Source organism: Aeoliella straminimaris, assembly GCF_024054565.1.
GTDB classification, from domain to species: Bacteria; Planctomycetota; Planctomycetia; order Pirellulales; family Lacipirellulaceae; genus Aeoliella; species Aeoliella straminimaris.
On the sequence record NZ_JAMXLR010000092.1, the window covers coordinates 645,562 to 658,732 of the forward strand.

The following is a 13,171-nucleotide window of genomic DNA, read 5'->3' on the forward strand; positions in this document are numbered from 1 at the left end:
AACCTGTAAATGTCAGCGATTCGAAGTCGTTTCAGGCCGCGAATCGGGCTCCGCCTAAATCAGTCAGCCCGCTTATAAACCCGAATCCAATCCACCTCCATCCCCGCCGGATAGTCGGCCGGATCCGTCGCGCCGGTTTGGTTCACCCAGCCGCCGCCGATTTGCATCGACAGGATGAAGTAGAACTTCTGCTTGAACGGCCACTGCTCGTCGCCCAGCTTCTCGACGCGCGGATAGGTGTGCGACGGCTTGCCGTTGACGGTCATCACGATCTTGTCGGCGTCCCACTCGCAGCCATAGGTGTTCCAGTCGTCACGCTCGATCTTGGCGGTGGAGCCGTGCTTCGGTTCGTCTTTCACGCCGGGGGTGTGGGTGTATTTCGAGTGTACGGTCTGGTAGACGATCGAGTCGAAGTTCAAATGCTCCATCAGGTCGATCTCGCCACCAGCCGGCCAGCCACCGTTGTCGCCCAGCATCCAGAGGGCGGGCCAGGCACCTTGGGCCGACTTGAACCGGGCGCGAATCTGTACCTTGCCGTAGCGAAACGAAAATTTCTTCTCACTGGTGACGCCCGCGGTCAGGTAGGGCGCGGAGTCTTCCTGGGGCTTGTCGTTCTCGATGCCACGAAGGTGCAGGATGCCGTCCTTCAGCTCGAGCAGTCGTGGGTCGTCCGACATGGTGTTCATCCAGTCCGCCGTACCCCGTTTGCACCGCGACCATTTTGACGAGTGGAGCTCGTCGCCGTTGAACTCATCGTGCCAGATGAGTTTCCAACCCGCGAGGTCGAACTCTTCGGTGACAGGAGCTTGGGCGCCTGCCGGGGCGGTTGCCAGGATCAAAGCCGAAACGAGCGAGAGCGTGCGGAGTGTTGGGAGCATTGTCTTATCTTTACCGAGTAGGACCCAGGTGCGAACTACCAATCACCAATATAGACGATTCGTTGGCCCTATTGGACTGGTTTTACCGGCCACAACCACGACCTCTCTGTCAGCGTTGTCTGGATTAATTGCCCTAGTTAGCTAGTTGCGGTCGGCTCGGGACAACCCCATACTGAGGGGGACAGCGCCGAGGGTTTCGACGCATCATTTCCAAGTGGTAGGGAGTGAAGTCCGATGAAGATTATTGCACTGATCGCTGTTCTGACGGGTGCTTTCTGGCTATCGGGGAGCCAGGCCAATGCCCAATGTGGTTGTGAAGCATCCTACGCACCGGTGTATCAACCGACCGTTGTGTATCGCCCGGTCATGCCGGCGACCACGTACTACGCTCCGACCGCGCCCGTGTATGGTCCGGCTGTGGTTCCCACGACGTACTACACCACCCGCTATCGCCCCCGCCGCGCGGTGACTCGCGTGCGCTACGGTTATGCTCCCGCGTACTCAGCGTACTACCCCGTCTGGTAAGTCTAGCGCGATGTTGTGTTGCCCATCATCGAATCGGGTAGCACGGACAGCCGGCCGGAGTTGATCGGGCCACTTGGCAAGTTCTCCACGGCCGGTTGTCCGTGTGCGCAGCACAAGAGGTATTGGAGACGATCAAGTGAGCTTGTGCGATAGAAGCTCTCGCCCTACGTTGCAGTCTCGCGATCCAGGGCCTCGCCCCAAATGCAGATCTCACTGGCCAACTTCTTTGCCCCAGAAGCCTCGATCTTCACGGCCATGGGGACGAAACTGCGTCCTCTGTATTCAGGAGTCGCGGCATAATTTTCAATGTCGCCGGACTCAACCAAAGGCGCGATAATATTGAGGTCCGTGTCGCGCTTTACCTCTGCAATGCCAACTGGAACGTATACAACATTGCGTGGATCGTCAGGACCACCAAACTCTTGAGGCATGAGGTAGAGAGGCTCGAGCACCCCCTCTTCGACTAATTGAATCGCCTTTTCTCGACTATCCACATCGGAAAAATCAGGCCCATGTAATGGCGGTCCAGGTTCCTTCGGTTTGCGTTTCCAAAATGGCATAAGTTTGAACCCTCGTGGCGGGTAATGGGTCGCAACAGCTATACCTACTCTACCCGCTGCAAACTAAACTCGCCCGTTGCCCGCAGGTCGAGTTCGTAGGTTGCCCCCTCCTCCATGCGGATCGAGGGCGCCTGGGCGTGGGTGGCGCGGATGCCTAGTTCGGCCGCTTTTTCGCGGTCGTTGGCGATGGTCCAGAAGTCGTCCCAGATCTTTTGTTCGAATTCGCTCGTGACCGAACCTCGGGCGTAGGAGTTGGGCCGCGAGCCGACTTCGTCGATCACGAACCCTTCGTCCGGCTCCTGCTTCTCGCCAAAGATGCGTTCGAACAGGCAGATGGCTGTACCGCGCTCGAGGTCGGCGTCTTCGATGTACTGGTCGTCGAATTTTACCACCAGGTACTCGACGTAGATGCGGTCGCCTTCGATGTCGAACTCCGCCGGTTCGCCCACCGGCTTGCCATCGTCGGCCACCTCGGTGAAGCGAACCTTGGTGGTCACGGCCCCTGCCTCGTCGGTCGTCTGGTCGAGCACATCGATCTTGGCCAGGCGGCGACGGAGTTTCAGCAGACGGACGGCTGTTTCCACACGGTCGAGATTCTCAGCGAGCTCGTCGATCTTCACATCGCGTTCGGCGACGTCGTCTTGGAGCCCGGTAATCGTCTTGTCCTGCTGGACAACGGTGGCCTTGGTTTCGTTGAGGTCGGAAATCACTGACTCGAGCTCGCGCTCCCGATCCGCCAGCGCCCGCCGCGGCGCGTCGTAGGCCTGGTACGCCTGAAAACCACCAAGCCCAAGTAAACCCACCACCACGGCCATAATGATCGTGCGGACGGTGGAATTGAAGTGCGAGATGGCTTCGCCGGTCTTGCCCATGTGAACTTGCTCGAACGATAGGGGAACTGAAGGAAGTGTTTAGTTTACCCGCAACGGCACCAGGCCGCGACCTCGATGAAAGTGGCTGGAAATCGGTGGTGAATGAATACGAATGAATACGGATTCTCTTTGCTGGCCGACAATTGCTGCTAGTGGTTCTCGGCCTGAACCCACCGCCCCGGCGTTGGTCGTATTAGCCGGACGCCTGTACCAGGCGCTTGGCCAGCTCGCCCACGCGGACCGCGGCGTCCCAGCGGGCTTGATTTTCATTCCACAGGTCGCGCAGCCCGCTGCGTTTTTTGAATAGCATGCCCGCCAGTACGCCGGTCTTTCCGGCCAGCGATTGCTGGTGCTTGAGCGCGGCGGTTTCTTTGGATTGTAGTTCGGTGGGTGGCTGCAGGACCACGGCGGCTACCATTAGCGGCAGGCCAGTGGTACCACATGCCCTGGCAAGTGGCAGGCTCCACGTGTCTTCGCATTGCGGTGCGTGTTCGGGATCGGTCAGTTCGCCGCCGCGGGTGACGCCGGAGTGCAGGATGCTGCCGCGGATCAAACCGCTGCCGGTGGGCGACTGGCCGTCGATCCGCAAGGTGTGCCCCTGCCCGTCCATCACGCGGGTGGCCATCACCACGGTGGCGGGTGCAATATCCCGGTTCAGCGCGGTGGCTTCGGACAGCGTGAGGGCAAAGCGAGGATGATGCCCGTCCACGGTGGCGGCTACCAGGTGCGGCACGTCCGGCGAGCTCGCTTGTGACCGCACAATCACCACGGGCCGTCCGGTCAGCTTGCCGGTACAGACAACCAGGTGATTCGCCTCGAAGTGGCGTTTGCTGGCAAGTTCGTCGGCCACGGCGTCGAACAGAAACTTGGTCTGACACAGAAATGCCACTGGGTTTGGTGCGTCCTCTGCCTGCTCGTCGGGCTCTTCCTGGTCGCCCAGAAACTCGTTGGTCGCGGCACGCTTGGCTTCGTCCACGACGCGCGAAGTCGCCCACCGAATACCATGTTGCCAAAGCCAACGCACGCTCAGCTCTCCTCGATCACCAGGGGCAGCCGCGCGGCGAATAGACTGCCAGCGGGACTCGTGCTTTCGAGTTTCACGGTGCCGCCATGCAGCGTGACGATCCGCCAGCACTTCGAAAGGCCAAAGCCCAGCCCGCGGCCCGCTTCGCGACCGCTGTAGAAGGGCTCGAACATGTGCTGCCGGACCTCGTCGGCAATGCCCGGTCCGGTGTCGGCAACTCGAAGCACCACTTGATGGGCTTCACGAGCGAGCGACACGCTCACCCGACCGCCGTGCCCGATGGCGTCCATGGAGTTCTGCACCAGCGCTTGGATAGCGACCAGAATCTGCGTGGGGTCGATCGACGCGATCGGCGATTCGCAGGCGGGTTCGATCACCAGGTCGATGGCGCGATCGGCGGCTTGGCTGGCCAACTCGCTGACGACCTGGTCGACCAGCTTGGCCAATTCGGTTGGTTCCAGCTCGAGAGCCGGAGGGCGGGCGAACAGCATCAGGTCGGAGATCATCTCGTGCGCCCGCAGGGCTTGGGCGTCGATCGAGGCGAGCATTCGCCGCCGCTTCGAGTCGGTCTCGTCGCGTAGCAGTGCCTGGGCGCGGCCGGAGATATTGGCCAGCGGATTATTGACCTCGTGACTGGCACCATAGGCTAGTTCCTTCATGGCGTCGAGCTTCGCCTGCTCGAGTGCGGTGTCGAAGTCGCTCTCGAGCTGCTCGTACCACGCCAGACGCTGTACCAACCGAGGCAGCCGCCAGCCGATGCCGGCCGCCACGCGGAGGTAGTCGATGGAAGCCCCCATCGATTGGCTGGGGGCCTGAGTCACGGCGCGAAAGAAGTGCGGCGAGTGCACCGCAGCCTCGCCGTGCGGCAAAGACTGTGTTGCGCCAGCCAGCAGCCCCGCGGCCTGCGCGGCGAAGTCGCCAGCGGCCAGGTCGTCCACTTGGGTGTACGCCAGCGGATGCGCAGCAGCACTGGCCAGGCGACTCGAGAGCCGTTGGGACACGTGAGCGGCCAGTTCGGCCACGGTCGAAGCATGCGTCGTGGGGCAGCAGTTCGCCCACCGCACCAGCCATGGATCGATCAACAGCGCCGACGAAAGAATGTCGACGGCGCCGTCCGGTTCCAACAGCGCACTCTCCAACGCCACGGCCGAAGCATCCGCCACGGCGACGGGCAGGGTGCCCGTAGACGAACAAAGAGCGGGCAACCACAACATGGCTCAAGTCTACTCAGGTCTAACGGCCACCAGCGGTGGACTCATCGAGCAACAACAGCCGGACCGCCACGCGGCCCGCAAGACCTGCTGCTAGCTGGCTGCGGTTTCGAGTTCCAGCAGTTGGCACACGCGTGCCGACAGGGCGTCGATGTCGAACGGCTTCTTCATGAAGTCGTTGGCGCCGGCGTCGCGGAGTTGCTGAATGCGATCCTGCTCCACCATTCCGGAGATGCAGATAATCTTCACCTCGTCCATCGACTTGTCACTGCGGACCAGTTGGCAGACTTCCATGCCGTTGATGTCCGGCAGCATGACGTCGAGCACCACCAGGTCGGGGCCGAATTCCTTGATCAGCATGCCAGCACCAAAGCCGTTGTTGACGCTGCGAACGTCGAAGCGGCCGTCACGCTCGAAGTGGTCGACCAGCAGGTCTACCAGATCTTCGTCGTCGTCGACAATCAGAATCTTCCGCTTACCGCTATCCAGGGCATCGGTGGGAATGCCGTTGTCCCGCATGAAGGCGTACAGTTGGTCCCGCGGGATGCGGCGGAAGCGGCTACCCGGTACGCGGAAGCCCTTGAGCTGTCCCGAATCGAAGCAGCGAATGATAGTCTGCTGGCTAACTTTGCATATCTTCGCGGCTTCGCCGGTTGTGAACACGGTTTTCATACGCTCAACCACCTCTCTCCTTAGTCATGTGAGCGGAACGACTCCACCGTACATTGCTAGCCTCATGCGGGGCAACAACAATCGCGGTCGGTTTTCGTTCCTGTATTCTGCCGCAGCGACAAAGCCCCCTTAGCTCCTGTCTGCCGCAAAGTGCAAATGTTTCATGATTTGCACAATTCTACACGTCTCTGCAAACAACAACATCCGCCGCTTTCGCCGAGGTTGCCTGGTTTGCCAGGTGTGAGCGGATTATATCGGGTCAGGCGGGCCAGTCAAGATTGATTCTTTTATCCTAAGTGCATGCCAATAAATGACTTAAGAGGATGCTTGCCTTTCCAGAACTCATTCCGGTTTTTTTCCCGCTTGGTCGCTGCAGGTGGACGTTTGGGCGCGACAGGGAATCAAGACAATTCACCGAAACTGGGGATGCTGAGTTGATCGTTGTTCAATCGGGTTGCTCGCCCGGCGTTCTGGTCGGCTAGTGAGAGGGAGTTTACCCAAGTTGCTAGACCCTATAAATGCCGATGGATTTGCGATCCTATCCAATGGCAGAGCTATCGGCACGCCGCTTGCTTATAGCGGGTCGGCTCTGTGCCACTGCTGTTAATACTGGTGCAGACGAACGTCACCCCCGGAATTCCCTAGATGACCGCAGCCCCCACTTCGCAGACCAATCTGTTTACTTCGCTCACGCTGGAAAAGCACCACCACGGCATGGGGTGCATTAAGCACGAGAAGGGCGCCGCGTTTCGTGTATGGGCGCCGCACGCCGAAGAGCTTTACCTGATCGGCACCTTCAACGACTGGGACGAAACTGCCACGCCCATGCAGCCCGAAGGCAATGGCCATTGGTACGTCGACGTGCCGGGCGTGGAGTACGGCGCGGAGTACCTGTACTTGATTCATAACGGCGATGAGTCATTCAGGCGCATTGATCCGTATGCCCGCGAGGTAACCAACTCGGTGGGCAACGCCATGGTGCACGATCCATCGTTCGATTGGCAAGGGGACGACTTTCAGCTAGCACCGCTGAACGAGCTGGTGATCTACGAGATGCACGTCGGCACGTTCAACGCCACTGACGAGAGCGGTCCCGGCACCTTCGCCGAAGCGGCCAAGAAGCTCACCTACCTCAAGCGCCTGGGCGTGAACGCCATCCAGTTGATGCCGCTCGCCGAGTTCGCGGGCGACTACTCGTGGGGGTATAACCCGGCGCATATTTATGCGGTGGAGTCGGCCTACGGCGGACCCAAGGCGCTCAAGCAATTGGTGCGGCTCGCCCACCAGCATGGCATCGGTGTGATCCTGGACGTTGTCTACAACCACTTCGGCCCCAGCGACCTCGACATCTGGCAGTTCGACGGCTGGAACGAAAATGGCAAGGGTGGCATTTACTTTTACAACGACTGGCGGTGCAGCACCCCATGGGGCGACACGCGACCCGACTACGGCCGCGGCGAGGTTCGCAGCTACATCCACGACAACGCCATGATGTGGATGGAAGACTATCACATGGATGGGCTGCGATACGACATGACGCTGTTCATTCGCTCGGTCGACGGCACCGAGCAGTCGTCGATTCCCGAAGGCTGGTCGCTTGCCCAGTGGGTGAACCGCAGTATCGCCGACCGCTTTCCTGGCGCCATTACCATCGCCGAAGACCTGCAGAACAACGAGTGGCTGACCAAGCCGGTCGATTTTGGCGGCGCGGGATTCAACACGCAGTGGGACGCCGGCTTTGTGCACCCGGTCCGCGCCGCGGTGCAGGCGGCCAATGACAGCGATCGTTCGATGCAAGCGGTCCGCGACGCCGTGTGCCATCGCTACAACATCGACGTGTTCGAACGAGTCATCTACAGCGAATCGCACGACGAGGTCGCCAACGGCAAGCAGCGGGTGGTGTCGGAGATCGATCCCAACGACCCAACGGGGCTGTTCGCTCAGAAACGCTCGGTGCTGGCCGCCACGCTGGTGTTTACCGCGCCGGGCGTGCCGATGTTATTCCAGGGGCAGGAGTTCCTGCGTTACGGCTGGTTCGACGATAGCAATCCGATCGACTGGGATCAGGCCGAGGAGTTTAGCGGCATTGTCCGCCTGTATCACGATCTGATTCGATTGCGACTCGACCGCGATGGCAACTCGCATGGGCTTACCGGACAGTACGTGCATGTGAGCCACTTGAACGATAGCGACAAGGTGATCGCTTTCCGGCGGTGGCGGAACGACGATCCGCAGCGCGATGTGATGGTGGTGCTCAACTTTGCCAACATCAACCACCACGCCTATCGCATCGGTTTTCCCACGCCGGGCGAGTGGAAGTGCCGCTTCTCGAGCGACGCGAAGATCTACAGCGACGAGTTCGGCGACGCCCCGATTGGCGATGTGGTGACCGACGACGAGCCCTGGGACGGCATGTCCGCCAGCGCCGAGATTGTGCTTCCCCCCTACACGGCGGTGATGTTCAGTCGTGAAACAGCAACGGAGTAAATTGCCAAATCGCCTCACCAGCTGGCTGCCAGTGCCCTGAGCCAGCGTTCGGGCAGCGACAACTCTCGCCGCTCGAGCAGCACTTGTTCGGCCAGCGGGACGTCGTCGGTGATCACGTAGTCGACGCCGCGGCTGATCATCCGTTCGAGCGACTCGCGACTGTTCAAGGTCCAAGCGGCTACTTCGCGATCGCGAAAGTGCGCTCGGGCGATGAACGATGGCGTGGCCAGGTCCTTGCGCACCGCCAGCAGATTGGCGTCGACTCGCGTCAGATCGCCCAGCTTCACGGCCGTCAGTAAACCGACTCGCCACTGAGGGCGAAGCTGGCGGATCTTGGCGATCATCTTCGAGTCGAGCGAAATGATCATCACGTCGTCGGCCAGGTCGTACTGTTCGACCAGGTCGACCACTCGCTGTTCGAGTTGCTTGTCGAATCCGTACTGCTTCAGCTCGATGACGACCCCTACCCTGCCCTGGCACAGCTCGAGCACCGCGTCGAGCGTGGTGACCTGCTCGCCCTTGAAGTCGGGCGAGAAGCGATTGCCGATGTCGAGTTGCTCGAGCTGCTCGAGCGTCGAACTGTGCACTTCGAGCGCCGAGCCGGCAAGGCGTTTCAGATCGCGGTCGTGCACCACGGCCAGCCGGTCGTCGCTGGTTTCTTGTACGTCGATCTCCACCCACTGCGTGCGATCGAGAATTGCCTGGCGAATGGCGGCCAGCGAATTCTCTGGACCGTGTGCGCCGCCGCCGCGATGGGCGATGATCTGGACGTCGTCGGTCAGTTTGAGTCCGGCCAGCGACGCGGCGCCAATCAGACCGGCGATGCCGATGGCCACGATAGCCACAGCGCCAAAACGCCAGCGATTCCACACCAGCCAGGCTGCGTTGGTCGATTCCTCCTCGGGCGGCGTCTCGCCAATCACCTCGGTCGACGATTCGTCCAAATGCCGCCATAGCTTCCACACGATCAGGGCGAATCCAATCACGGTGATCAGGTGTACCACAAATGACAGAGCTAGGTGCACCATCGTCAACACGCCTACCACCACGGCCAGGGCCGCAAGCGATTCGAACTGCCCCGCTAGCCAGTTTCCCACGGCGAGGTAGATAGCGAACAACGCAGCCGGGGCGAGCACCACCACCGCCAGCCAGCCGAGCAACCAGCGGCCGATTTGCCACTGCTTGCCGGTGGTGAGCTTTCGGCTTTCGGCAATCGACTCGCGGACGCCGAGTCGCCGCACCACTAGTAGCGGGATGCTCATCACCCGCGCCGCAAACCACCAGCAGAGCATTACCGCCGCCGCCACCGCGATCACGCCACCCAGCGCGACCGCCACCCAGAACGCGGTGGGCTTTTCGGCCAGATAGAAGTTGATGTCGTGCCCGGTTAACAGCCACCAGTACACCAGCCCCAACGCCACCACGTACGGCAGCGCGAGCACCACGGCCGAGGCTACCAGCAGCGCGCCGAGCTTCACGGTGGTCCACGTGTCGGAAGCTGCGCCAGAGATAGCCGAGATGACGTGCGGCCGGCGTCCCGCCGCATCCGTCCACAGGATGCGCAGCAGCACGGCCTGCTCGAGCACCACGGTTGCGAGCACCAGGCCACCCACACACAGCAGGCACAACGCGCCGATGGGGCTGGCGACGAAATTCAGAATGTCTTCATCGGCCAGCACGGTCCGGCCCGAGGCTTCGACGAATGCGCGAAACGCCAGGGCCACGATGGGCGCGATCACGATTGTGGCTGCCAGCTTGAACACAATGTCCGCCACCACGAGGGGACGCCAGCAACGCAGGAACGTTTGAAATAATTCGGAGAACATGCCGCATAGTGTAACCGAAGAGTGGCGCGGATGCTCCCGGTGGCCGTAGCTGCTGTTGCCAGAGGGTGGTTGCGGTTCCACGAACATCGACCGATCACCACGCAGCCCGTGGCGATGAGTTCATCCACGCTCTGGCCAGCATAGCAACGGTCCGATGCCGGCTAATGCTGCGGCTGAGAACTTGTGATGGACTTGGAGTTGATGGCCAGTCGCGTGAAGGTCAGCCGCTGGTGATAGTTCTTGTCGCCCTGTTCGTACAAAAGACCTACGACTCCACTAGGCAGTTGAGCAAGCTCCGAGTAGCCCGCATGCGTGTTGTTGATCGACGTGAGGCGCTTCCATTTGACGCCGTCGGGGCTGTACCACAGTGCCAGGTTCTTTCGTCCCGGTCCTTCGGGGGCGGCGAGCACCAGACCGTTCAGGTCGCAGTCGCCTTTGGCCTCGATGGCAGCGAGTCCCGCCTTGATGGGTGTCATGTCGCTGTCGATATCGGGCACCAGTTGCGAGTCGGTCCACGTGGCCCCATCGTCGCGGCTGATGCTCATCGCGCGATGGGGCTCGCCTCCGTTGGTCCGCTGCGTCATATACAAGTCGCCTTTGGGAAGCGGTGCGACGGTGCTTTCGTTGATGCCGGCGATGGCCGGGGGCACGTGGGGGGCGCCGCCCACCTGCCAGGTGGTGCCTCGATCGTCGCTAAACACCACTCCTGCTCCGTACTCGTTTGCCACGCCAATGGTCCCGTTCACCCACACCGGCGCGAGCAGTCGCCCGCTGGCCGTCTGCAGTCCGGCGGTGGGGCCGGCGCCCATGCGTGTGATCTTGAATGGCACGTCGAGCGACTTGGCTACCGATGTGATATCGATGGGCTCGGCCAACAGGCCGGTCTCGCGGTCGAAATGCGTCGCGAACATCTCGCGGTTGTTCCGGCAGAACAGCAGATGCAGCGTGCCGGTGCGGCGATCGAGTATCGGCGTGGGCTGCCCCATCGTGTTCGCGCCATCGTCCAGCAGCACTTCCTTGGGCGACCAACTGACGCCGCCGTTGGTGCTGCGCCGCACGACAATGTCGATATCGCCCCGGTCGCTGTGCGATTTCTTGCGGCCTTCGGCGAAGGCGTGCAGCACCCCGTCGGGTGTTCGAACCATCGCCGGAATGCGATAGGTGTGGTACCCCCCTTCCCCGCCGATGAACAAGTCTTGCGAATCGAGTTCCAGTTCTGCGTCGCGAGGTTGAGCCGCAGCGCACGTTACCACGGCCATGGCGAAGAGCGAGAGTACAAAGACCTTAAGGCAACGAAGGCTCAAGTGTTGGCGATCCATGATGCTGCGAAACGACCCAATGAGGTGTAGGTGGAACGGTGACTACGCACCAATAGAACCTGCCCCAACGACCGTTTCAACAGAGTGAAGCGAGTGAACAAGCGGCAGAATTATTTCTGCTCCGCCTCATCGGCCGCGTCTAGCAGTTTGGTGGGCTCGTCCGCGTAGAACTCCACGAATCCGCAATCGCCACAAACCCAAGCCGACACGGTGCTGTTCTCCTGCCCTTTGAAGATCCACGCACTTGGATTGCGATCGACGCCCACACGCATGGTCTCTTGCACGCCGTAGTCGTAATAGTCAATCGCTTTGGCATCGTGGATGATGTTGGTCGAGCTGCACTTGGGGCATTGGCCGGATTGTTTCATGGCACTGTGTTGAGTGAAAGTCCAGCGAGCGGGGGCCGTGAGGCCCGTGGTCGTGTGAGTTTGCCGCTGCGTGTGGAAGTGTTTCGCTGGAGGAGGGTGGATCTTGGGAACTGCAAGTAAACGTAGAAACCGTCTCCAGACGGTGGATGCTCGTACATGTCCTCAAAGATCAGCCGCATCCAGTACGCCGAACATGAAATAGATCAGCGCTGCTTCTTCATGGTCCGTGATCGAATACTCGTCGAACCAATCGTCTAACAGCTTGTAAAGGCTCTCCTCTTTGCCAAGCGCAGCACGGACGGCCACGAGTTCCTCCCGCTGTTCGGCCGTCATCGACTCGACGAAGTCATATCGCTCGTCATCGAACTGGTACTTGCCGTACTTGATTGCTGGGTCTTTGAGAAAGGCCAGCTTTTCAGGCAGGTGGTCCCAATTGGGTTTGCGGTTTCGGGAGAGTAGTTGTAGGCGTTGGCTACTGAAGGGCTCTTTTGATTGTTCGTAGAGATAGTCCATCACCAGGAGCAGTCGGAAGCAGGCTCCGGCAAAGCTCCCGCTGCGGTTGGGGAGTGGGGACTCATAGTACCATTGGGATATTGCGGCCAAATCCTCCTTGCGGACGATTTCATGATGGGCGAGGGCAAGCACGCCGATATCAGTCCCATTGAAACTGTCCACCAGATCATCGCGTTTGGCCGGGTTTCCTAGATCTTGGTCCGCGCACAACAGCAGAGCGTCACGAAGGTACTCAAAGTCTTCGGGCAACTCTCCGGTCGGTGGTCTCATGGCATGGGGCTCCGGCATCTCGGTCCTAAAAACGCTCAGTCTACCACTCGTGGCAGGTCTATGTCCCAATTATTGCGAATCCGGCTATCCTCGTAGCACGGGATCTATTCCGTTGGATAACGTCCCGGCAAGTCAATTAACGGAATAAATTCCGTTCTACCAGTTTTTCCCCAATTTTCGTCCGGCGAGGTAGGAATTTTACACCCAGCGAGGGACAATGCTTGAGGTGGTGCTCTGCGCTCGTTTGCGGAGCAAACGGCCACTATCGTGACCCCTATTGGAGTTTTGATCATTTTGGCTCATTTAGCGCCCCAAAACTCGGGGAGTTTTGGTCCCCCTCGAATGGTGAGAGGCCTGTTTTTCTCGGCCAAACCAAACGGGGGGTGGTTCAAAACGCCTTGGGTTTTGGAACCTAAAATCGTTTTCCGTATTGGCGCGCCAAAACTATCAAAACCCAAGCTGGCTGAATTCAGCTGGGAGTGCGGGCAGAGCGTGCATGGAGCATCGCCCGGGCAGATTCCGCACTCCGAACTCCGGATTCCGAATTGGAAAAAGCCCCCCACCCTGGCCCTCCCCCAAACGATTTCGCAGTGGAGGTGGTGGGTAAGATGGAGCCCCCGAGCGCGAAATCGCCCGGGGGAGGGGA

The 13,171-nt window shown here is 60.4% G+C and carries 12 protein-coding genes; 2 read left to right on the plus strand and 10 right to left on the minus strand.

The window, feature by feature from the left end:
- Positions 1-59: 59 nt before the first annotated feature.
- On the minus strand, positions 60-878 hold the full coding sequence (locus NG895_RS28325) for a glycoside hydrolase family 16 protein (RefSeq protein ID WP_252855936.1): 819 nt from the start codon (positions 876-878) through the stop codon (positions 60-62).
- A 234-nt stretch (positions 879-1,112) separates the two neighbouring features.
- On the opposite strand from NG895_RS28325, the gene NG895_RS28330 reads away from it, so the two are divergent.
- The gene (locus NG895_RS28330) at positions 1,113-1,403 is read left to right on the plus strand and encodes a hypothetical protein (protein WP_252855937.1); all 291 of its coding nucleotides are present in this window, start codon (positions 1,113-1,115) and stop codon (positions 1,401-1,403) included.
- Positions 1,404-1,567: 164 nt separating this feature from the next.
- Here the strand turns inward: NG895_RS28330 and NG895_RS28335 are convergent, their stop codons facing one another.
- The 5 genes from NG895_RS28335 to NG895_RS28355 form a co-directional block, all read right to left on the minus strand.
- The gene (locus NG895_RS28335; protein ID WP_252855938.1) at positions 1,568-1,963 is read right to left on the minus strand and encodes a hypothetical protein; all 396 of its coding nucleotides are present in this window, start codon (positions 1,961-1,963) and stop codon (positions 1,568-1,570) included.
- Between the two features lie 44 nt (positions 1,964-2,007).
- Positions 2,008-2,835: a hypothetical protein gene (locus tag NG895_RS28340; RefSeq protein ID WP_252855939.1), complete on the minus strand. Its 828-nt coding sequence runs from the start codon at positions 2,833-2,835 to the stop codon at positions 2,008-2,010.
- 193 nt (positions 2,836-3,028) lie between these two features.
- Positions 3,029-3,859: a hypothetical protein gene (locus NG895_RS28345; RefSeq protein ID WP_252855940.1), complete on the minus strand. Its 831-nt coding sequence runs from the start codon at positions 3,857-3,859 to the stop codon at positions 3,029-3,031.
- A gap of 2 nt (positions 3,860-3,861) precedes the next feature.
- Positions 3,862-5,073 carry a sensor histidine kinase gene (locus NG895_RS28350; RefSeq protein ID WP_252855941.1) on the minus strand — a complete coding sequence of 404 codons (1,212 nt, stop codon included), beginning with the start codon at positions 5,071-5,073 and terminating at the stop codon, positions 3,862-3,864.
- Positions 5,074-5,163: 90 nt separating this feature from the next.
- On the minus strand, positions 5,164-5,742 hold the full coding sequence (locus NG895_RS28355) for a response regulator (protein ID WP_252855942.1): 579 nt from the start codon (positions 5,740-5,742) through the stop codon (positions 5,164-5,166).
- Positions 5,743-6,387: 645 nt separating this feature from the next.
- Here NG895_RS28355 and NG895_RS28360 point away from each other — a divergent pair.
- Complete coding sequence (locus NG895_RS28360) at positions 6,388-8,229, plus strand: alpha-amylase family glycosyl hydrolase (protein WP_425267269.1); 1,842 nt, start codon at positions 6,388-6,390, stop codon at positions 8,227-8,229.
- 14 nt (positions 8,230-8,243) lie between these two features.
- Here NG895_RS28360 and NG895_RS28365 read toward each other — a convergent pair whose 3' ends face one another.
- The 4 genes from NG895_RS28365 to NG895_RS28380 form a co-directional block, all read right to left on the minus strand.
- Positions 8,244-10,055 carry a glycerophosphodiester phosphodiesterase family protein gene (locus NG895_RS28365; RefSeq protein ID WP_252855943.1) on the minus strand — a complete coding sequence of 604 codons (1,812 nt, stop codon included), beginning with the start codon at positions 10,053-10,055 and terminating at the stop codon, positions 8,244-8,246.
- 161 nt (positions 10,056-10,216) lie between these two features.
- The gene (locus tag NG895_RS28370; RefSeq protein WP_252855944.1) at positions 10,217-11,359 is read right to left on the minus strand and encodes a sialidase family protein; all 1,143 of its coding nucleotides are present in this window, start codon (positions 11,357-11,359) and stop codon (positions 10,217-10,219) included.
- Positions 11,360-11,484: 125 nt separating this feature from the next.
- Complete coding sequence (locus tag NG895_RS28375; RefSeq protein WP_252855945.1) at positions 11,485-11,742, minus strand: hypothetical protein; 258 nt, start codon at positions 11,740-11,742, stop codon at positions 11,485-11,487.
- Positions 11,743-11,904: 162 nt separating this feature from the next.
- Complete coding sequence (locus tag NG895_RS28380) at positions 11,905-12,525, minus strand: hypothetical protein (RefSeq protein WP_252855946.1); 621 nt, start codon at positions 12,523-12,525, stop codon at positions 11,905-11,907.
- Positions 12,526-13,171 lie beyond the last annotated feature (646 nt).

Excerpts from the sequence above, each read along its gene's own strand:
- NG895_RS28325 (WP_252855936.1), bottom strand. The coding sequence starts at position 878 with ATGCTCCCAACACTCCGCACGCTCTCGCTCGTTTCGGCTTTGATCCTG.
- NG895_RS28330 (WP_252855937.1), top strand. The coding sequence starts at position 1,113 with ATGAAGATTATTGCACTGATCGCTGTTCTGACGGGTGCTTTCTGGCTA.
- NG895_RS28335 (WP_252855938.1), bottom strand. The coding sequence starts at position 1,963 with ATGCCATTTTGGAAACGCAAACCGAAGGAACCTGGACCGCCATTACAT.
- NG895_RS28340 (WP_252855939.1), bottom strand. The coding sequence starts at position 2,835 with ATGGGCAAGACCGGCGAAGCCATCTCGCACTTCAATTCCACCGTCCGC.
- NG895_RS28350 (WP_252855941.1), bottom strand. The coding sequence starts at position 5,073 with ATGTTGTGGTTGCCCGCTCTTTGTTCGTCTACGGGCACCCTGCCCGTC.
- NG895_RS28355 (WP_252855942.1), bottom strand. The coding sequence starts at position 5,742 with ATGAAAACCGTGTTCACAACCGGCGAAGCCGCGAAGATATGCAAAGTT.
- NG895_RS28360 (WP_425267269.1), top strand. The coding sequence starts at position 6,388 with ATGACCGCAGCCCCCACTTCGCAGACCAATCTGTTTACTTCGCTCACG.
- NG895_RS28365 (WP_252855943.1), bottom strand. The coding sequence starts at position 10,055 with ATGTTCTCCGAATTATTTCAAACGTTCCTGCGTTGCTGGCGTCCCCTC.
- NG895_RS28375 (WP_252855945.1), bottom strand. The coding sequence starts at position 11,742 with ATGAAACAATCCGGCCAATGCCCCAAGTGCAGCTCGACCAACATCATC.
- NG895_RS28380 (WP_252855946.1), bottom strand. The coding sequence starts at position 12,525 with ATGAGACCACCGACCGGAGAGTTGCCCGAAGACTTTGAGTACCTTCGT.